Genomic DNA, 20,249 nt, shown 5'->3' with positions numbered 1-20,249 from the left:
CACCGCAGGTCCTTGCGAATTTATGCGAAATTTTGCACATATCAGGCATAATCTGCTAATTTCTTTTTCAGGACATCCTATTTATGCCAAGCAGCGCGATCGATGAGCTGGACCGCCGGATTCTGACCGAAATCCAGGTCAACGGCCGGATCACCAATCAGGAGCTGTCGGAACGGATCGGCCTGTCGCCCAGCCCCAGCCTGCGCCGCCTGAAACAACTGGAAACGGACGGCGTCGTCACCGGCTATGTCGCGCTGGTCGACCCGGACCGCGTCGGCCTTGGCGTCACCGCCTTCGTGCGGGTTCGGCTGCACCAGCAGGACGACCGCCACCTGACCATCTTCGAAACCGCCGTCGCCAGCTTTCCGGAAGTGATGGAATGCTATCTGATGACCGGCGATTCCGACTATCAGCTCCGCGTCGTCGTGGAGGATCTGAGCGCGTTCGAGGATTTCCTGCGCCACAAGCTGACCCGCATCGCCGCGGTCGCGCAACTGACGACGGGCTTTGCCCTGCGACCGATCGTCTACAAGACGGCGCTGCCGCTATAGGGCGCGGCCACCCGCCGGCGCCTGCTCCAGCACATCGGTGAAGCGCCGGCGCCACCATGTCACGTCCTCGCGCATGACATTCTCGTACATCGGCCGCCAGCGGGCGATCCGCTCCTCCAGCGGCATGGTAAGCGCGCGCTCGATCGCGTCGGCGATGTCGTCGGCGCTGTACGGGTTGATCAGCACCGCACCGTCCATCTGGGCGGCGGCACCGGCGAAGCGCGACAGGATCAGCACGCCGGGGTCGTCCGGGTCCTGCGCCGCGACATATTCCTTGGCGACGAGATTCATCCCGTCGCGCAGTGGCGTGACCAGCCCGACCCGCGCCGCGCGGTAGATGCCGGCGAGCACCGCGCGCGGATAGCCGTGGTTGACATAGCGCAGCGGCACCCAGTCAATATCGGCGAAGGCGCCGTTGATCCGCCCGGACAGCGCGTCAAGCTGGGCGCGTATGTCCTGATAGCTCTGGACGCTGGCGCGCGATGGCGGCGCGATCTGGAGCAGGTAGACATGGGCGTGGGCACCGGGCCGTGTCTCCAGATAGCGCTGATAGCCGCTGAACCGTTCCTCCAGCCCCTTGGAATAGTCGAGCCGGTCGACCCCGACGATCAGGCTGCGGCCGATCGAGCTTTCGACCATCCGCGCATGGGTCGCCAGCGCCTCCTCGCTGTCGCGGCTGACGACGAAATCCTGCGCATCGATACCGATCGGGCAGGCGATCGCCCGGATCGTGCGCGAACCGACGGTGATCGTGCCGTCCGCCCCGATCTCTCCGTTCATCTCGTGGATGACGTAATCGTGAAACGTCTCCAGCCATTCGCGGGTCTGGAAACCGATCACGTCATAAGCGAACAGCGCATCGACCAGCCGCCGGTGATGCGGCAGCGCGGTCAGCAGCTTGGTCGGCGGCCAGGGAATGTGCAGGAAAAACCCGATCCGGTTCTCCAGCCCCTGCCGCCGCAACAGCCAGCCGAGCGGGATCAGGTGATAATCATGGACCCAGACCAGATCGTCAGGGCGGATATGCGGGCCGATAACGTCGCCGAACACCTGATTGACCCGTTCGTAACCGCCCTGAAAATCGCGCTCGAACTCGGTCAGGTCGAGGCGGTAGTGGAACAGCGGCCACAAGGTCCGGTTGGCATAGCCGTCGTAATATTCCTCCACATCCTGTTCGGGCAGGTCGATCGTCGCGGAGGTGACGCCGTCATAGGTCACGAAACGCGGCGCCTCCGTCTCCCCCGCTTCCCCGGACCAGCCGAACCAGATGCCGTTGGTTTCCCGCAGCGCGGCGGTCAGCGCGACGGCAAGGCCGCCCTGCGCGCCGGGCTGTTCGGCGGTCGGCGCCTGCACGCGGTTGGAAATGACGATAAGACGGGTCAGCGGACGGCACTCCATGGTTCACTCAGCAGGACGGCGCAGTTGATCAGCCCGGCCAGCGAATAGGTCTGCGGGTAATTGCCCCATAATTCGCCGGTCACCGGGTCGATGTCTTCGGACAACAGGCCGGCCGGGGTTCGCCGCGCCAGTATTTCCTCGAACAGCGCGCGCGCATCGGCGGTGCGGCCGATGAAGTGCAGCGCCTCAATCAGCCAGAACGTGCACATGTTGAACGCGGTGTGCGGCATGCCGAAATCGTCCTCGCTGTCGTAGCGCAGCATGTTCGACCCGCGCCGCAGCCCGGCCTCGACCGCGGCGAGCGTCCCCTTGAAGCGCGGGTCGTCAGGCGAAAGAAAACGCAGTTCGAGCAACTGGATCAGGCTCGCGTCGAGCGTGTCGCCGGCGAATGTCGCCGACAGGCGGTTGCTGTCCGGCCGCCACGCCGCCTGCTCGATCCGCGCCCGCATCGTATCGGCCCGCGCCTGCCAGAAGGCGGCCCGCGCCGCCAACCCCAGCGCCGACGCCGCATTGGCCAGCCGGTCGCACGCCGCCCAGCACATCGCCGCCGAATAGGTGTGGACATGGGCACGGGTCCGCAATTCCCACAGGCCGGCGTCCGGCTGGTCGTACCGCTCCCACGCCCGCTCGCCGACCGGCTCCAGCGCCTCGAAATCGGCAACCCCGGCCATGCGCAGCAGGCGATGGTCGAAGAACGCCTGGGTGTTGGACAGGACGATCTGGCCATAGGCGTCATGCTGCATCTGGTCATAGGCCTGATTGCCGACGCGCACCGGCCCCATCCCGCGATAGCCGTTCAGGCCCGGCGCCTCGCGCTCGCTCAGCGTCTGTTCGCCGCTGACGCCGTAAAGCGGCTGGATATGCCCGCCGGCGGCATTGTCGACGATGTTGCGCAGATATTCGAGATACCCTTCCAGCACGTCGAGCGCGCCGAGCCGGTTCAGCGCCTGAATGGTGTAATAGGCATCGCGAATCCAGCAGTAGCGATAGTCCCAGTTGCGGCCGGAATTGGCATGTTCGGGGATCGACGTCGTCATCGCCGCGACGATCGCGCCGCTTTCCTCATGCTGGCACAGTTTCAGGGTTATGGCGGCGCGGATCACCGCTTCCTGCCATTCGAACGGCGTCGCCAGCCCGCGCACCCAGTGCCGCCACTCCGTCGCCGTCCGGTCGAGCATCTGTTCCAGCGCGGCGGCGATGTCGTCGGCGAAGCTCTCGTCCGGGCCAAGGTAGAAATGCAGGCTGCGTTCGACCCGGAACAGCCGTTCGCTCTCGATCCAGCCGACCGGCGCCGTCGTCGACAGCCGGATTACGCCGTCATCCAGCAGATAGCGGATATGGTTGGTGCCACGGGTATGGCCGGCGCGGGCGCTGCCCCATCCCCGGCCGGGCCGCAGCCGGATGCGGACACGCGGCGAACCGGATACCGGCCGGACGATCCGCACGAAGGCGGTCGGGCGGAACATCCGCCCCAGCCGGCGGAAACGCGGCGCGAAATCGATCACCTCGATCGCGTTGCCGTCGCCGTCGCTGTGCCGGGTGACCAGAACCGGGGTGTTGCGCAAATAGGCCTGGCTGGTCTCGACGACACCGTCCAGGTCGATCTCCCAGAAACCGTAGGCGCCCTCGCCCGCCGGCGGTTCGTCGTCGAGCAGCGACGAAAAGGCCGGCTCTCCGTCGATCCGGGGCAGGCACCCCCAGACGAACCGGCCGGAGCGGTCGACCAGCGCGGACACCTGGCAATTGCCGATCGGCCAAAGGTCGAGCGTCGCGGTCACAGCGCCGCCAGCCATGCGCGCACCGCCGCCACGTCGGCCAGCCGGGCGGTCGCCGCCGTCGGCCGCGCCGGGCCGACCAATATGCCGCCGCCGCCCAATGCCACGCAGCGCGCGAATCCGGCTTCATCGGTCACATCGTCGCCCAGAAAGACCGGCCGGTGACCGGCAAATGGCGGCCCGGCCATCAATGCGGCGATCGCGCTGCCCTTGTCCGCTCCCGCCACACGCAATTCGACCACCATCTTGCCTTTCTGGACGTGAAGCCCGTGTACCGCCGCCAATTGTCCGGCCAGCGCCGCCGCCGCCGTTTCCGCCGCCGGATCGCCCCGGTAATGCAGCGCGACGCCAAGCGACTTCGCCTCGACGACGATCGCGGCATTGCCGACAAATGCCCGCCGGAACGCCGCCTCGACCGCATCGAGCGCCACCGGTCGTGCCACCGCCGCCGCCGGCACCCCCGGCCTGCGGCTCTCGGCGCCATGGCTGCCGACGACGACGATCGCCGCCGTCGCCGGACCAATCAGCGTATCGAGCTGGGCAATCGACCGGCCACTGATCAACGCCAGCCGCCCGCCCAGTCTTTCCGCCAGCCGCCGCAACAGCGCCGTCAGCGCAGGATCAACGACAACCCCGTCCGGGCGTTCCGCCAGCCCGACCAGTGTGCCGTCGAAATCCAGGAAAAGACTGATGTCACGGCTGTCCAATGCGGGGGGAACCGCCAGTGTCCGCTGCTGGTGCATGGACGGAGGATACACGCTCAGGCCCGTCGGAACACCCCCTTGCCCGAACGCCCTGACCGGCCTGCCCCGCCAGGCTTCCCGGAAACGGCGCCACCGCCGGCACCACCGATAACTATTGCAAATGACTCGCAACAACTATAACAATCCGTCGGCCGGTGCGCCGATCCGTTCGCGATCGCTGGCTGCGAACGGAGATACGAGAGTGACTGCGGCAGTTGCAGATAGAGAGATCGGCGCGCTCTACGCCTCGCACGCGGCGTGGCTGAACGCCTGGCTGCGCCAGCGCACCCGCTGCCCCCACAAGGCCGCCGATCTGACGCAGGATACGTTCTGCCGGCTGCTTGAACGGGCGGATACCGACACACCCCGCGTCCCGCGCAGTTACCTCGCCACCGTCGCCCGGCGGCTGATGATCGACGACGCCCGGCGGGCGCGGGTCGAGAGCGCCTTTCTCGACGCGCATGCGACACTGACCGACGGGCTGCGCCAGCCGGGGCCGGACCAGATCGCCGAAGCGGTCAACGCGCTGCTCGCCGTCACGCGGGCGCTGGAAGTCCTGCCCGAACGGGTGCGCCGCGCCTATCTGCGCGCGCGACTGGAAGGGTGCAGCCATGCCGAGATCGCCGAAGAGCTTGGCGTGTCGAAAAGCATGGTCAAGCAGTATGTCGCGAAAGCCTATGCTCGCTGCTATGCGGCAAGCTATGGGCCAGCCGCCGACCCCGCCTGATACGCCGCCGCCGGAGCCGTCCCCGGCCACCGTCGAACACGCCGCCGAATGGCTCGCCCATCTCGAATCGGGGGACGCCGACGCCGCCGACCTCGCCGCGTTCGATACGTGGAAGACGGCGCACCCGTCCCACGCGGTCGCGATCGACCGCCTCGGCGGGCTGGGCGACCAGTTGCGCCACGGACCCCCAGTGTCGCGCGAAACCCTGCGCCGCCTGTATCTTGCACCGCGCCGATCGCTCGGCAGCGCGGCAGCCATTGTCGCTCTGCTCGGCGGCACCGCCTGGCTGTTGTCCGGGCTACCGGCGGTCCAGCTGCGTTTCGCCGATCAGCGTACCGCCGTCGGTGAAAGCCGCATCGTGCCGCTCGCCGACGGCAGCCGGCTGGTCCTCGCCACCGACAGCGCAGCGGACATTGCGGTCGGCGCCGATCGCCGGGTCGTCCGCCTGCTGCGCGGCGAAGTGTTCGCCAGGGTCGCGCGCCGTGATGCCGCCCGTTTCCGCGTCGAAACGACGGATGGCAGCGCCGAGGCGCTCGGCACCGCCTTCACCGTTCGGAAGCAGGATGGTGCAACCGTCGTCGCCGTCATCTCCTCGCGGGTGCGCGCCTGCCCCGGCGCCGCTGACGGACCCGGCTGCATCGCGCTCGCCCCCGGCGAACGGGCCAGACTGTCGGCCGGCGCCGCCACCCGCCTTTCCGCGACCCACCCGGACGACATCGCCGCCTGGGCGGATGGCTGGCTTCCGGCCACCGACATGTCCCTTCCCGATCTGCTCGACGCGTTGAACCGCTGGCGGACGCGGCCGATCCGCTTCGATCGCCCCACGCTTGCGCCGTTGCGGGTTTCCGGGGTGTTCCCGTTATCCGACACCGACAAGGCGCTGGCCAACCTCGCCCGGTCGCAACCGATCACCATCGACCGCAGCGTGCCCGCTGCCCCTGTCGTCCGTCTTCGCCCGCAATAAATTTCGGTCGCCCGCTGTCCCGCCGCTGCTCTCGCCCGTCCTCCTTGGTGAAAACATCATTCAAGGGGCCAGTTCTCGTGAAGACAGTTCGCACGACCGCACGCATCGCGACACTGATGGGCATGACCGCGCTGGCGACGATATTCGCGCCGGTCGCCGCGCCGGCCGCCACTGCGGCCCGGCAGGGCTTTGCCATCCCGGCCGGCGCGCTTGGCCCGGCGCTCAACCAGTTCGGCCGCTCGGCGAGTGTCGCCATTTCCTACGACGCGGCCCTCGTCGCCGGCAAGGCGACCGCCGGGGTCGGCGGCACCCACGGCGCCGCGCAGGCGCTCGACATCCTGCTGCGCGGGACGGCGCTGCGCGCAAGCCCGGATGGTGCCGGTGGTTTCGTCGTCAGCACCGCCCCGGCGGCCCGCCAGGACAACCGGCCGCGCCGCGTGCTGGCCGCCCGCCCGGCCATCGCCACCGCCGACGAGGCGGAGGAGATTCTGGTTACCGGCGGGCGATTTCAGAACTCGCTAATCAACCGCCTGCCGACAGACCCGCGGGAACTGCCGTTTTCGTTGGACATCATCGATAGCGCGGTGATGGCCGAACGCGGTTTCTTCAACCCGTTCGACATCCTGGAAACCGTTCCGAACGTCGTCCGCCGCCAGACGCAGAACCTGCCGGGCGGCGGAACCTATTTCGTCCGCGGCCTGCAAGGATCGGTGCTGACCAACAACCGCCCGGAAAGCGACAGCCGCGGCGCCGGTCGGCGCGAAATGTCGTTCATCGACCGGATCGAGATCGTCAAGGGACCGGCCTCTATCCTGCAGGGGCCGGTCATCCCCGGCGGCGTCATCAACCAGGTCACCAAATCGCCGCAGGACACGGATTTTGTCGACCTGACCGGGCGGGTCGGAAGCTACGGCACCTGGCGCGCCGAAATCGACGCCAACACAGCGTCGCTGTTCGGCGGGGATATACTGAGCGCGCGGCTGACCGCCGCCTACGAGGATCTGGGCAGTCCGCAGAAGCCGGAGCACACCGAAACATTTGCCGTGCGCCCGGTTGTCGAAGCGCATTTCAGCGACCGCACCCGCGCCCAGTTCTCGGTCGCCTATACTAGGCGCGACAGCGTGCCGGGATCGCGATTCGCGGTGAACGCCGACGGCACCGTGCCCGATACCATTCGCCCGAGCAGCTATTTCGGCGTTGCGTCCAAACAGCGTGGCGAAGACACCTATTTCGACGCGGAATTCCAGCATGAATTCCTCGACAACCTGAAACTGGTCGTGCGCGGCAGCCACCAGGACGCGAATTTCGCCTACCAGACCAGTCAGGGCGCCTATAACTACACCGGCAGCGGGCGCGGTTTCGAACCGGGCGACAGCAACGCCTATGTGTATTATTCGCGCGGATCGCGCGACCAGGACGTCACCTATGGCGACGTGCAACTGGTCGGCAACTTCAACGCCTTCGGCCAGCGCCAGGACTGGGTGATCGGCGGTTCGTACAAGCGGGAAAAGACGACATCGCTGTGGGGTTTCGGCGGTGTTCTCGGTGTTGTCGACATCAACGACATCGCGTCCGCCACCTATCTGACGCCCGATTTCTCCATTCCGGTGACGCCATTCTTCACCAACCAGGATCGGCTGCATTCGATCTACGCCGAAACCAATATCCGGCCGAGCGACCGGCTGACCATCGTCGCCGGCGCCCGCTATGACGCCTATCGGCAGGAAAGCCTGCGCGGCGGCAACACGACGGTCAATAAATACGACGACGTCACCGTCCGTGCCGGCGCCAGCTATGCGCTGGCCAGCGGCCTGAACGCCTATGTCAGCTATGCCGAAAGCTTCATCCCGCAAAGCGGGACGACGCGCAGCGGCGATCCGGTCAAGCCGGAAACGGCGACGAATTACGAGATCGGCCTGAAGGGCAGCCTGCTCGACGGCCGGCTGCGGCTGACCGCCGCCGCCTTCGCGCTGACCCGGCAAAATGTCGCCACCGCCGATCCCGCCAACGTGCCGGGCCAGCCGGCCTATGTCGTCGCGACCGGTGAGCAGGAGCATAACGGCTTCGAGGTCAGCGTGAACGCCGACCTGACCAGCGCGCTGCGCGTCGACGCCAGCTATGGCTATGTCGATGCCAAGATTACCCGCACCAACGACAACACCCAGGGCAACCCCGTCGCGCTGGTGCCGCACCATACCTTCAGCGTGCACGGCAGCTATACGGTGGAGCAGGGAGCGCTCGCCGGCCTGCGTTTCGGCGTCGGCGCCCGGGGCATATCCAACCGCCCGGCACCACGGTACAAGTTGACCTATGGCGGCTACACGCTGGTCGACGCGTCGCTGTTCTACCCGCTGTCGGACCAGTTCAGCGTACAGTTGAACATCCACAACCTGCTCGACAAGCGTTACCGCGACAATATCGGCTTCGACACCGGCAATCCCGCCGGCGGCCACCGCTTCGGCAATCCGCGCACCGCCTATCTGACATTGCGCGCGACCCTATGACCCAAGGCGGCGGGACCGGACGGCAGCTTTTCGAACAGGGGCTCGCACACGAACGCGCCGGGGACTTCGCCGGCGCGTTCGATGCGTTCCGCCAGTCAGCGAAAGCCGACCCGACGGTCGCCGCCCCCTATGTCGGCCTGGCCCGCATTCTTGTCCGCAATCATCAGCGCGATGAGGCGATCGCCTGTCTGGAGCGGGCTGTCGCCTACGAGCCAGGCCATGTCGCCGCATGGACCGCGCTTGGACGGACACTGGCGGAGGACGGCCGGCTGGACGCCGCCCGGAAAGCCTATGACGCCGTGCTGGCGAGGACACCGGCGGCACCCGGCGCGCTGCTTGGCCGTGCCGCGCTGTTCGAGGACCTTGGCGACCGGGCGCAGGCGGCCGATGCCTATCGCCGGCTGCTCGCCGCGCAGCCCGATCATGTCGAGGCTTTGGCCGGGCTGGTCGGGGTGGCGGAAGATGGCGGCCGCGGCGACGCGGTGGCGCTGGCGCAGGCGCGACTGGCGACGGCCGATGACCGCGATGCGGCGCTGCTCGGCTATGCGATCGGCAAGGCGCTGGCGCGGGGCGGCGACGCCGACACCGCCTTCGCCGCGATGCTGGCCGCCAATGCCGCCCGCCGGCGCGATGCCGGGCCGTTCAACCGGGCGGTTTTCGACCGCCGGGTCGCCGCGCTGACCGCGATGTTCTCCCCCGCCTTTCTTGCCGCGCGGCGAGACTGGGGCGACGAGTCGGAACGGCCGGTGTTCATCGTCGGCCTGCCGCGTTCCGGCACGACGCTGACCGAGCAGATCCTGTCCGGCCACCCGGCGGTGTTCGGCGCCGGGGAGCTGGACATGCTGACCGATCTGGCCACCGCGCTACCCGACCGGATCGGGCCAGGCACCCCGCCCTGGCCGGAAGCGGCGGCGAGCCTGTCTCGCGACCAGACCATGGCCGTCGCCGACGCCATCCTTGCCCGGCTGGACAGCGTGGCGCCGGGCCGCGCCGATCGGGTGATCGACAAGCAGCCGCTGAACTTCTGGCACCTTGGGCTGGTGGCGATGACGCTGCCCAACGCACGGGTGATCAACTGCACCCGCGATATCCGCGACGGCGGGTTGTCGATCTTTTCGGAGAACTTCACACCGGAGCAGCAATGGGCGACGGACCTGGCCGACATCGCCCATTACCAGCTAGGTTATCAGCGGCTGATCAACCACTGGAAAGCGGCAACCACGCTGCCGGTGCTCGACGTCCGCTACGAAGCGCTGGTTGGCGATCTGGAGGGCGAAGCGCGGCGGATACTGGCGTTTCTGGGCCTGCCGTGGGACCCGGCGGTGCTGCGCTTTCACGAGCAGGACCGGGCGGTGCAGACGCCGAGCCGCTGGCAAGTTCGCCAGCCGATCTACCGTTCGTCCAGCGGACGCTGGCGCGCCTATGCCCGCCATATCGGCCCGCTGATCGCGGCGGCCGGGGATGACAACTAGATGGCGGCGGCACGGGTAACCGCGCGCATTCTGGCGGCGATCGTCGGCAGCTATGCAGTAACGGCGGGCGCGACCGCATTGATCGCGGTGCTGATCGTGCTTGCCGCCGGTACCTCGCGCAGCGACGCGCTGGTGGCGGCCAGCATGATCGGATACGTGCTGTTCGCGCTGGTGATGCTGTGGTGCTTCGCCGAACGGCGGCTGGCGCGGGTCTGGCTGGTGCTGATCGCCGCCGCCGCCAGCCATGGCCTCGCGATGTGGATCGAGCCGGCGCTGCCGGTAAGCGGCGCGGCATGAGCGCCCCCGCCAGCCCCGATGCGCCGGGCGGCCTGCGCAGCGCGCTGAACTGGTTCCACACCTGGTTCGGCCTGTTTGTCGGCGGGCTGCTGTTCGTCATCTTCTGGACCGGCACGCTGGCGGTGTTCGACCGCGAGATCGACCGCTGGATGATGCCGGCGACGCGCGCGCCGTCAGCCGCCGCCGCAGCCGTCACCCCGGACCGGCTGCTTCAGGTCGCGCAGCGGCTGGCACCGGATGCGCGCGGCTGGACGATCACCCTGCCCGATGCACGCACCCCGGTCGCCCATGTCCGGGCGGAACCGACCGGCGGCGCGGCGATCAGCCGCTATGTCGACCCGGCGACGCTGCGGGTGCTGCCCGATCAGGGAACGCTGGGCGGCGAACGGTTTTTCTATCCTTATCATTTCCGCCTGAACAGCGGTACGCTGGGGCTGGCGCTATGCGCGCTGGCGGCGGTGGTGATGATGGCGCTGTGCCTGTCCGGCGTCGTCATCCATCGCCGCATCCTGATCGATTTCTTCACCCTGCGCATCGCCCGCAAGCCGCAGCGAACGACGCTGGACCTGCACAACATATCCGGCGTGCTCGCCCTGCCCTTTCACCTGATGATCGCTTTCACCGGGGTTGCGATATTCACCTACACCTACCTGCCCAGCGCCCAGATGATCGTGTTCGCCGGCGACCCCGCCGCCGTGACCGGCGGCTGGTTCAGCCGGCCCGCGGCGGGCACGCCCGGCGGCCCGCCGGTGTCGCTTGACCGGGTGCGGGAAGAGGCGGCCCGCCACTGGCGGGGCGACCGGCCAGAGGTGTTCCGCGTCGTTCACCCCGGCGACGCCAACGCCTATGTCGAGGTGCAGCGGCCGAGCGCGCGCACGATATCCTATCGCAACGGCAGCCGGATGTGGTTCGACGGCAGCAGCGGCGCGCTGCTAGCCGCCACCCCCGATACCGCGACGACCAGAGCCTATGCGTTCCTGTACGGCATCCACGCGATCCAGTTCGACCACTGGACGCTGCGCTGGCTGTACTTTCTGTCCGGCCTCGCCGGTTGCGTGCTGATCGCCACCGGCCTGCTGTTCTGGTTCCAGTCGCGCAGCAAGCGGCATTCCAAGCTTGGCATGCGCGGCAGCCGGCTGGTCGAGGCGGCGGCGATCGGGCTGACAACCGGCCTGCTGATCGCCACCCTTGCCTTCCTGATCGCCAACCGCCTGCTGCCGCTGGGGCTGGACGAGCGCGCGGCGCTGGAGGTGCGCGCATTCCACGCGGTCTGGATCGCCGCCGCGCTGCACGCGCTGTGGCGCGGCCACGCCGCCTGGGCGGAACAGGCATGGGCGATCGCGGCGGGCGCGGTGGCGGCGGTGCTGCTCAACGCCGCGACCACCGCCGACGCGCTGCCGCTGGCAATGGCGCGCGGGCTGTGGCCGGTCGCCGGCGTCGACCTGGTGCTGATCGCCGGCGCGGCGATAGCCGCCCGCGCCGCCCTGCGCCTGCGCCGGGCCGGTCGTGGCGGGCCGGCGGCACCGGCGGCCGCATCGGCGATGGCGGGATAGCGGGGATGGCGACTCTGCTGGCGCTGGCGATTGCCGGGCTGATCGCCACGCTGGGGCTGGCGCTGATCGCGTTCAGCCAGACCCAGCACTGGCCGTTGCTGCGCCGCGCCGCGCCGGACCGCCCGCCCGCCGCGCTGCGCCCGACCGGATGGGCGCTGACCCTGCTGGCGGCGCTGCCGCTGATCCTGAGCGACGGATGGGGGTTCGGCCTGCTGCTGTGGGCATGCATGCTGACCTTTGCCGCGCTTCTCGTCGCCAGCGAACTGACCCGGCGGCGGAATGACTGACGGCCGGGCGGGCGGCATGGCAGCCCATGCGGCACGATGAACGGATGGTATCGGTTGCGCCCTCCCGTCAGGACGGGGCGCGGATCAGCAACAGCGCGCACCGCCGCCGCCGAACCGCGCGGCCAGACGGTTGCGGAAAAAGGCGATGCGGTCCATCGGCGCCTGCCCCGGATGGCGGTCGCGCAGATGCGCAACGTAGCCGTCGTAATCGGGAATGCCGACCATCGACAGCGCGGTACGGCGCAGCAGCCCGGCGGCGGCCGGCGCGGGGGCGCTGTCCAGGAAATGCGGCGCGCTTTCCCGCACGCTCGGCGTCCCGCCGCCCAGGCTGTCGCGGCAGGCACGGACCGCAAAGACCAGGATCGCCGCGACCACGGCAAGGAACAGCGCGGTCAACCCGGCATCGACATAATCGTTGGTGATGATCCGGCGCATCTCGCCGACGTCCTTGGCCGGGGCGAGCAGCGCGCCGTCATCCAGCGCCGCGCGGAACTTCGCCGCATGGGCGAGGAAGCCGACGCGCGGATCGGCGGAAAACAGCTTCAGCAGCCCGGCATAGCCGGTGCACAGCACCAGCCAGCCGGCCGGCACCATCGTCACCCAGGCGAAACGCTGCCGCTTCATGCGGAACAGCACCACCGTGCCCAGCATCAACGCGACCGCCGCCAGCATCTGGTTGGATATGCCGAACAGCGGCCACAGCGTGTTGACCCCGCCCAGCGGGTCGGTCACCCCTTGATAGAGGAAATAGCCCCAGGCCGCCACGCACAGCCCGGTCGCGGCAAGGTTGGGGGCCAGCGCCTCCGTGTCCTTGAAGCGCGGCGACAGCAGGCCAAGCAGGTCCTGCAGCATGAACCGCCCGGCGCGGGTGCCGGCGTCGACCGCGGTCAGAATGAACAGCGCCTCGAACAGAATGGCGAAATGGTACCAGAACGCCATCATCGCCTTGCCGCCAAGGCTGTGGCTGAAGATCTGGGCCATCGCCACCGCCAGCGTCGGCGCGCCGCCGGTGCGCGAGATGATCGTGCTTTCACCGACATCGCGGGCAAGCTGGGCGATGGTTTCGGGCATGACCGGAAAACCGAGCGCGCTCACCGCCGCCGCGGCGGTTTCGGGCGTCGTGCCGACCAGCGCCGTCGGCATGTTCATCGTGAAATAGATGCCGGGGTCGAGGATCGCCGCCGACACCATTGCCATGATCGCGACGAAGCTTTCGACCAGCATCGCGCCATAGCCGATGAAGCGCGCATCCCCCTCGCTCGCGATCAGCTTCGGCGTCGTGCCGCTGGCGATCAGCGCGTGAAAACCGGACACCGCGCCGCAGGCGATGGTGATGAACAGGAACGGGAACAGCGCGCCGGACCAGACCGGGCCACTGCCGTCGACGAAGCGGGTCACCGCCGGCATCTGCAACGTCGGCTGCATCACCGCGATGCCGATCGCCAGCGCGACGATCGCGCCGATCTTCAGGAAGGTCGACAGATAATCGCGCGGCGCCAGCAGCAACCAGACCGGCAGCACCGACGCCAGCGCGCCATAGCCGATCAGAATCCAGCACAGTTCCACCGGCGTGAAGGTGAACGCCGGCCCCAGCACCGGCGACTGGGCAACCCACTGGCCGCAGACGATGGCGGCGATCAGCCCGGCGATGCCGATCACCGTCACTTCGCCAACCCGCCCGGGCCGCAGCCAGCGCGTATAGCCGCCCATCATCAGCGCCAGCGGGATTGTCGCGGCGATGGTGAAGGTGCCCCACGGGCTTTCGGCCAGCGCCCGCACGACGATCAGCGCCAGAACGGCCAGGATGATCACCATGATCATGAACGCGCCGATCAGCGCCACCGTGCCGGCCGCCACCCCCATTTCAAGGCGGACAAGCTCACCGAACGAACGGCCGTCGCGCCGCATGGAGATGAACAGGACCATGAAGTCCTGCACCGCGCCGGCGACGACGACGCCGACGATCAGCCACAATGTCCCCGGCAGATAGCCCATCTGCGCGGCAAGGATCGGCCCGACAAGCGGCCCGGCGCCGGCGATCGCCGCGAAATGATGGCCGAACAGGACCCGTGGGTTGGTCGGCACATAATCCAGCCCGTCGTTGCGCAGCACCGCCGGGGTCGCCCGCCGAGGGTCGAGGCCCATGACCGTCCGCGCAATGTACAGGCTGTAGTAGCGATAGGCGATCAGATAGACCGAACAGGCGGCGACGATCAGCCAGACGGCATTGACGCTTTCGCCCCGGTTCAGCGCAATCGCGCCGGCGGCGACGGTGCCGAATGCGGCGACGATCAGCCACGGCAGATGGCGCACCCCGGTCATCGCCTGCCCCCGTTGCGCCGCATGGCCGCAACCAGACTACTGCTCAACGGCCCCATCGCCCGTGTCACCCGCGCCTTCTCCTCCCCCTGTGTCCGCCGGCAGCGCCGACGGAACAGCGCCGGGGGCGGCAGCCACCCCCGGCGCCTGCATGTCATATCTTGAGACGGACGCCCAGCATTTAGCGGCGGGCGATAATGCGGACGGCCGCGCTGGGCGGGATCGGCGTCACGCCGGCGAGGAAAACCGCCTAATTGCTGCCGCGCGCGTCGATCGGCCAGATATCCACCAGCCGGTCGCCGCGCACACAGTGGTAATGGTCGTACAGGTTCACCGTCGGGTCGCAATGGGGCACCACCAGTTCCGCCGTGGCGCCAAGCGGGAAGCGATGCTCCGCTTCGTCGCACAGGATCGCGCCATGCTCGTCCCCGGCGATCGCATAGCCTGGCACGCCGCCCTTCGGCCCGGCGAAGCGCGGCGGCGGCCCGTCCATGGCGAACGCCTTGATCCCGGCGTCGGTGGTCACATGGCCGCTACCGTTGGCGCTGATCACCGTCGTCGCGACGAACAGTGCGTGTTCGAACGGGTTGGCCCGGTCGGGCAGCATTTCGATATCGGCATATTCGACGTCCATCACGCAATAGGAGCCGGCCTGATGTTCGGTGAACAGCCCGGCCTCCGCGTCGATGGCGAAACTGCCGGTGCCGCCGCCGGACACGATATCCGGCGCCATTCCCGCCCGCGTCAGATGCGCCAGCACCGCGTCCAGCACCGCCAGTTGCGGACGGTAGGCCGCCGCGCGGTCGGCATAGCCGGCAATATGCTGGATCAGCCCGGAATAGGCCTGTACCCCGCGGTAGCTGAGCGTGCCGGAATCGCGGATCGCGGCCACAAGCGCCGCTGCCGCCTCCGCCCCGCGCACCCCCGTTCGCCCCGGCCCGATGTCAAGGTCGACCAGTACCGGGATGACGGTTCCGGCGGCGCGAGCGGCGTCGGCCAGCCGCGTGACCGCCAGCGGTGAATCGACGACGACGCTCAGCGCGCCGCCACTGGCCTGCGCCAGCGCCGCCAGCCGGGCGATCTTGGCGGGCGAGACGACCGGCGTGGTCAGCAGCACGCCCTCGATCCCGGCCTCGACGAAGGCGGCGGCTTCCTTGACCGTCGCGCAGCATATGCCGACCGCGCCGGCCGCGATCTGCATCCGGGCGATGGCCGGCGCCTTGTGCGTCTTGCCGTGCGGCCGGCAGGCGAAACCGGCGGCGCGCACCGCCTGCGCGTGGACGGCGATATTCCGTTCGACCGCGTCCAGATCGAGGACCAGCGCCGGCGTGGCCAGCGCGGCGCGGGAAGCGGGCACCCCGATCAGGGCTGCGTTTGGGCTTGGGTTGGCCACGGGCCGTTCTTCTTCCTGCCGGTCAGAGATAGGTGATCATCGTTTCCATCGGCAGGTCGCTGTCAATCAGGTTCACCCGCTTGCTGACGATGCGCAGCCCGTCGGGCGTGGCGCGAAGGCGATGTTCGCAATGGCCGGCATGGTATTCCTTGCGCCGCCAGCGGATCACCGCGACGAATTTCGACGTGGCGATGAATTCCCCCGGGGCCTCGGCGCAGGGCGCAACCGCGATGTCGCCGATCATGCGGACGCCGCGGATCGTGTAGTCCTTAGACGGCGCGGTGCCGACGGTCAGGTTGCGACGGCGGATTTCCATCAGGTGCCGGTTTTCGAAGATGATCGACGGGTGGTCGAACGGATCGGCCTGATCCTCGACCAGCGGCATCCAGTAGAAGCAATCCTGGGTATATAGCGTCAGCCAGGCTTCCAGATCGGCGGCGTCGAGCAGCGCCGCTTCGCGGTGGAGCAGCGTGGCGGCTTCCGCCGCAATATCGGGGTCCACGGTCGTTTCGCCCATTTCAGAGCACCCCCGTCATATAGTCTTTCCATGTCTGGTACATATTGCGGAACGACAGGTCGCTGGTGCCCGGCGCCACCCGCACGCCGGGGCGGATTTCCTCCTCGCGTCCGAAATAGCGGCTGGTGTCGATCCATTCTTGCGCCTCGGTCCGCAGGCCGTGCTGCAAACGCTCGTACATCTCCGCATCGTCGGTACCGACCATCGACGCCGGCGAATTGACCAGATTGGAATAGATGACGTTGCGGCGAAACACCTCGTCCGGCGCGCCGACCGGACGAAACGAATACGCCTCGATGATCGAACGGTCGACGGAAAGCGGACGAACGATGCGGATGTTCTGGATCGGCCCCTTCAACGTCATCGACGGGTAGACGATCGTGTTGTGGCGGTTGGTCGACAGGATTTCGTCGGCCCGTTCCCGGCCATGCGCCTCGCGCAGCAGCGCGCGATAACCCGGCACCTCGTCATATTCGGAATGGATGCTGCTTGCCCCGCCGGTCCAGCCATTGCCGTAGGGGCAGGCGGTCACCCCCATATCGTCGTAGAAGTCGTAACCCGAATTGAACGGGTTGATGATCTCGACATAGCGGTTGAGTTCCGGGTCCTGCGCCAGATCGACGTCGCGCAGATAATCCTTGCACGCGTCGCCGACCGACTGATGCGTCACCATCGGATGCATCGCATCGTCCAGGTTATCCATGAACGCCTTCCAGTTGCTCCGCTTCAGATAGCGGAACCCCTGGCCGACCAGTTCCAGCCGGCCGACCGGCGAACGATCGATCATATTGTCGAACGACGACCGGATTTCCTGGATGAACGCATCGAAATCCGGCCCGTCTTCGCTCAGGCTGGCGAAAATGAAACCGCGATATTCCGCCTGCCGAGCGACCCGCGGCATGCCGTAGCGCGGATCGGCGCGGTCGAACCCGCAATCGCGGTAGCCGATCGGGTGCGGCTGGGCGAACAGCGAGCCGTCGGGATTGAACACCCAGCCATGATACTGGCAGCGGAACTTGCGCGCATTGCCGCACGGGCGCTCGACCACCGTCGCGCCCTTATGGCCACAGCGGTTATGCAGGACGTGGATCGCCTCTCCGTCCTTGTCGCGCACGGCGATCACCGGCTGCGTGCCAATACGGGTGGTCACATAATCGCCGGGCTTCGCCAGCTGCGATTCATGCGCGACATAGACCCATGCCCGCCCGAAAATCCGTTCCATTTCGAGATCGAACAGGCCCGGGTCGGTGAACAGCCGGCGATGATAGCGGCGCGGCTCGACCAGCGCGGCGATCGCCTCGTTGGAATAGGGGGTGGTCATCGTTTGTCCTGCGCTGGTGTCAGTCATGGGATTGCATCGCCGCGTTCAGGCCGCCGTCGATCAGCGACCCCATGCTGCTGCCGCCGCAGACATAGAGCAGCTGGCCGGTCACATAGCTGTTCGCCGGATCGAGGAAGAACATCGTCGCCCGCGCCACATCGTCCGGCGAGCCGATGCGGCCGACCGGAATCAGGTTCGACAAGGCGTTGAACACCGGACTGCCAGTCGGCACCACTTCGGAGAACATTTCCGACACCACCGGTCCGGGGGCGATGGCGTTGACGGTGATGCCGTGGCGGCCAAGCTCCATCGCCCAGGTCCGGGTGATGCTGACCAGCGCCGCTTTCGTTCCCGAATAGCAGGTGCGCGTCGCCAGCCCCAGAATGGCGCGGGTCGACATGTTCACGATCCGCCCGAACCCCGCCGCCTTCATCGCCGGCAACATCGCCTGGGTCAGAATGATCGCCGCGCCCAGATGAATCCGGGTCAGCGCGTCGAGGTCGGCGATCGCCACCTCCTCCAGCGGCTTGGCGCGCACCACGCCGGCGTTGTTGACGATGCTGGTGACCGGGTAGGTCGCGGCGATCTCCGCCGCCGCCTGCCGCGTCGCTTCCAGATCGGACAGATCGACGGAATAATGGACAATGGCGGAGTGGGCGCTCGCCGGCTTGCGGCGCGACAGGTTGACGACCCGGTAGCCCGCTTCGGCAAGGTGCTGGCAGATCGCCGCGCCAATGCCGGAACTGCCGCCGGTGACAAGGGCAGTGCGTTCGGTCATCGCCGGTTCCGGCATAGGCTGGTCATCGCATCCTCCCGGCCGACCTGACGCGGCCTTTCCAATTTCGCCACTCTAGGAAATCACGCCGTGAATTGAATGACGAAAGCGCGGGATTTCCATCGATAAAGGCCGATGAAAACTTGCCCTAGCTACACCAATCCGGAAGTGTGCGCCGCTCACGCCGCGCCACCCAGATGCGGGTAGCCGACATGGTTGCCGAACATCGGGAACGGATAGGCCGTCTTGCTGTGCGCCAGGCGGGCGTCGAGCATCGCGGCGGCAACCGCAATCGTCGCGACCAGCGGCTGGACAACCGCAACATCCGCCCCCAACGCGCGCAGCGTCGCCGACAGCCGGGTTTCGGCGCCCAGCATCTCGGTACAGCCAAGGATAATGGTATCGGCGCCGTCACGCTCCACCATCCGCCGGCACAAATCCGCCAGGCGCCGGTCGCGCTCTTCCGGGTCCGCCGCCATCTCGGCGACCGACATGTCGATCGCATCGAGCGCGGCGATCGCATCGGCGAACCCATAACGGCGGGCCTCGGCATACATCACCGGCACAACCTGTCGCGCCATCGTGGCGATGCCGCAGCGCTGGCCGAGCAGACTCGCGACCGCCAGACTGGTCTGGTACGGGCCAAGCACCGGAATGCGCACATTCTCGCGGATTTCGGCAACACCGACATCGCCCATGCAATCGATGACGATCGCGTCGACGCCCGCCGCCTCTGCCTGCCTGGCCTTGGCGCAGCAATCGGGCACTGCCAGCGCCACTTCATACTGGCTGGCGAGATGCACCGGCCCCGCGTCCAGCCCACCGACGGTGATCGTCACGTCGGCGCCGATCATGCCCGCCAGTTCAGCCGGGTCGCGCGTCGGCCCTACCGCCGGGTGCAACACGAAAATATGCTTCTTCACGCCTCGTCCCTCCACTCGACCACCCGATCAGTATCGCTCAACGAACAGCGGCACGCCGCATGTGTCGGCAACCGCCGCCAAATAGGCGGCGATACGGCCGGGCAGCGCCAGTCCGTCAACCAGCGCCAGATTGCGCAGCGCCGGAAACAACAGGAAATCGTCGGCGCTCAGCCGCCCTTCCGCGACGGCGGCAGGGTCGACATGCGGGGCGACCGCCGCCAAAGCCGGCATCACCTGCGCGACATATTCGCCGCTGCGCGCCATCGCTTCCTCCAGGCTCTGACCCAGCCGTTCGCTGCGTGACTGCGCGAAATAGCGCATCGCGCCATCGCTGGAGAGTTCCGGCGGGCCAAGCCGCGCAAAACGCGGATAACATAGCGCATCATAGGCGCCGGCAACCGCGTCACGCCACGCGCCTGCCGCCGCGCTGAGCGGCGCGCTGGCAAAGGCCAGCCCCCGCCCGCGGCCGGACAGCGCATCAACCAGTTCATCGCTTTCGGTGCGATAGCGCCCATCGAGATAGAGGATCGGCACCCCCGGCCGCCCGGTCAGCCAACGCGGCGTATCCCGGTCGTCGGCCAGCAGGTAGACGCGCCGATAGTCAAGCTGCTGCGCGCCAAGCGCCATTCGCACCTTCGTGCAGAAGGGGCAGGTTTCATACAGGTAGAGCTCGATCATCGCCGCGCGGGGCGGTCGGCGCGGGGCGGGCGCCGCCCGGTCCACGCCGCCC

Annotated in this window: 18 protein-coding genes; 8 read left to right on the top strand and 10 right to left on the bottom strand. The window is 67.9% G+C overall.

Translation table 11 applies throughout. The features are described 5' to 3' along the window. Positions 1 to 83: 83 nt before the first annotated feature. Positions 84 to 551: an Lrp/AsnC family transcriptional regulator gene (locus tag ACMT1E_RS03355; protein ID WP_414902267.1), complete on the top strand. Its 468-nt coding sequence runs from the start codon at positions 84 to 86 to the stop codon at positions 549 to 551. Here the strand turns inward: ACMT1E_RS03355 and ACMT1E_RS03350 are convergent. The 3 genes from ACMT1E_RS03350 to otsB are packed head-to-tail and all read right to left on the bottom strand — an operon-like array spanning position 546 to position 4,467. After that, positions 546 to 1,949: an alpha,alpha-trehalose-phosphate synthase (UDP-forming) gene (locus tag ACMT1E_RS03350; RefSeq protein ID WP_414902266.1), complete on the bottom strand. Its 1,404-nt coding sequence runs from the start codon at positions 1,947 to 1,949 to the stop codon at positions 546 to 548. The two genes, ACMT1E_RS03355 and ACMT1E_RS03350, sit on opposite strands and share 6 nt — an antisense overlap. Further along, entirely contained in the window at positions 1,931 to 3,742 is a 1,812-nt protein-coding gene (locus ACMT1E_RS03345) for a glycoside hydrolase family 15 protein (protein WP_414902265.1), read from the bottom strand. Before ACMT1E_RS03345 ends, ACMT1E_RS03350 begins: the two co-directional genes overlap by 19 nt. Continuing rightward, positions 3,724 to 4,467: a trehalose-phosphatase gene (gene otsB / locus ACMT1E_RS03340; protein ID WP_414902264.1), complete on the bottom strand. Its 744-nt coding sequence runs from the start codon at positions 4,465 to 4,467 to the stop codon at positions 3,724 to 3,726. Before otsB ends, ACMT1E_RS03345 begins: the two co-directional genes overlap by 19 nt. Positions 4,468 to 4,669: 202 nt before the next feature. Here otsB and ACMT1E_RS03335 point away from each other — a divergent pair, with 202 nt between their 5' ends. The 7 genes from ACMT1E_RS03335 (at position 4,670) to ACMT1E_RS03305 (ending at position 12,271) form a co-directional block, all read left to right on the top strand. Beyond that, on the top strand, positions 4,670 to 5,194 hold the full coding sequence (locus ACMT1E_RS03335) for a sigma-70 family RNA polymerase sigma factor (RefSeq protein ID WP_414902263.1): 525 nt from the start codon (positions 4,670 to 4,672) through the stop codon (positions 5,192 to 5,194). Next, complete coding sequence (locus tag ACMT1E_RS03330; RefSeq protein ID WP_414902262.1) at positions 5,169 to 6,158, top strand: FecR family protein; 990 nt, start codon at positions 5,169 to 5,171, stop codon at positions 6,156 to 6,158. The genes ACMT1E_RS03335 and ACMT1E_RS03330 overlap by 26 nt, the downstream gene beginning before the upstream one ends. A 77-nt stretch (positions 6,159 to 6,235) precedes the next feature. Next, a complete protein-coding gene (locus tag ACMT1E_RS03325) occupies positions 6,236 to 8,662 on the top strand; it encodes a TonB-dependent siderophore receptor (RefSeq protein ID WP_414902261.1) in 2,427 nt (808 codons plus the stop codon). Continuing rightward, positions 8,659 to 10,134, top strand: a complete 1,476-nt coding sequence (locus ACMT1E_RS03320) for a sulfotransferase (RefSeq protein WP_414902259.1) — start codon at positions 8,659 to 8,661, stop codon at positions 10,132 to 10,134. The genes ACMT1E_RS03325 and ACMT1E_RS03320 overlap by 4 nt, the downstream gene beginning before the upstream one ends. Next, complete coding sequence (locus ACMT1E_RS03315; RefSeq protein ID WP_414902258.1) at positions 10,135 to 10,431, top strand: hypothetical protein; 297 nt, start codon at positions 10,135 to 10,137, stop codon at positions 10,429 to 10,431. Next, positions 10,428 to 11,984: a PepSY-associated TM helix domain-containing protein gene (locus ACMT1E_RS03310; RefSeq protein ID WP_414902257.1), complete on the top strand. Its 1,557-nt coding sequence runs from the start codon at positions 10,428 to 10,430 to the stop codon at positions 11,982 to 11,984. The genes ACMT1E_RS03315 and ACMT1E_RS03310 overlap by 4 nt, the downstream gene beginning before the upstream one ends. Before the next feature lie 5 nt (positions 11,985 to 11,989). After that, positions 11,990 to 12,271 carry a DUF3325 family protein gene (locus tag ACMT1E_RS03305; RefSeq protein WP_414902256.1) on the top strand — a complete coding sequence of 94 codons (282 nt, stop codon included), beginning with the start codon at positions 11,990 to 11,992 and terminating at the stop codon, positions 12,269 to 12,271. A gap of 84 nt (positions 12,272 to 12,355) precedes the next feature. Here the strand turns inward: ACMT1E_RS03305 and ACMT1E_RS03300 are convergent, their stop codons facing one another. The 7 genes from ACMT1E_RS03300 to grxB all read right to left on the bottom strand — a co-directional run bounded on the left by ACMT1E_RS03300 (position 12,356) and on the right by grxB (position 20,197). Continuing rightward, the gene (locus ACMT1E_RS03300) at positions 12,356 to 14,593 is read right to left on the bottom strand and encodes a CstA-like transporter-associated (seleno)protein (RefSeq protein WP_414902254.1); all 2,238 of its coding nucleotides are present in this window, start codon (positions 14,591 to 14,593) and stop codon (positions 12,356 to 12,358) included. A gap of 247 nt (positions 14,594 to 14,840) precedes the next feature. Beyond that, on the bottom strand, positions 14,841 to 15,983 hold the full coding sequence (locus ACMT1E_RS03295; RefSeq protein ID WP_414902253.1) for a DSD1 family PLP-dependent enzyme: 1,143 nt from the start codon (positions 15,981 to 15,983) through the stop codon (positions 14,841 to 14,843). 22 nt (positions 15,984 to 16,005) lie between these two features. Then, positions 16,006 to 16,500 (bottom strand): aromatic-ring-hydroxylating dioxygenase subunit beta, encoded by a 495-nt coding sequence (locus ACMT1E_RS03290; RefSeq protein ID WP_414902252.1) that lies wholly within the window; start codon positions 16,498 to 16,500, stop codon positions 16,006 to 16,008. A 1-nt stretch (position 16,501) separates the two neighbouring features. Beyond that, the gene (locus ACMT1E_RS03285; protein WP_414902251.1) at positions 16,502 to 17,821 is read right to left on the bottom strand and encodes a Rieske 2Fe-2S domain-containing protein; all 1,320 of its coding nucleotides are present in this window, start codon (positions 17,819 to 17,821) and stop codon (positions 16,502 to 16,504) included. A gap of 19 nt (positions 17,822 to 17,840) precedes the next feature. Beyond that, on the bottom strand, positions 17,841 to 18,599 hold the full coding sequence (locus ACMT1E_RS03280) for an SDR family NAD(P)-dependent oxidoreductase (RefSeq protein WP_414902250.1): 759 nt from the start codon (positions 18,597 to 18,599) through the stop codon (positions 17,841 to 17,843). A 176-nt stretch (positions 18,600 to 18,775) separates the two neighbouring features. Then, entirely contained in the window at positions 18,776 to 19,519 is a 744-nt protein-coding gene (locus tag ACMT1E_RS03275; protein WP_414902248.1) for an aspartate/glutamate racemase family protein, read from the bottom strand. Positions 19,520 to 19,546: 27 nt separating this feature from the next. Next, positions 19,547 to 20,197: a glutaredoxin 2 gene (grxB, locus tag ACMT1E_RS03270; RefSeq protein ID WP_414902247.1), complete on the bottom strand. Its 651-nt coding sequence runs from the start codon at positions 20,195 to 20,197 to the stop codon at positions 19,547 to 19,549. Positions 20,198 to 20,249 lie beyond the last annotated feature (52 nt).

Source organism: Sphingomonas flavalba (assembly GCF_047553045.1).
In the GTDB taxonomy this organism is placed as follows: Bacteria; Pseudomonadota; Alphaproteobacteria; order Sphingomonadales; family Sphingomonadaceae; genus Sphingomonas_L; species Sphingomonas_L flavalba_A.
This window is presented reverse-complemented; position numbering and strand designations above follow the sequence as displayed.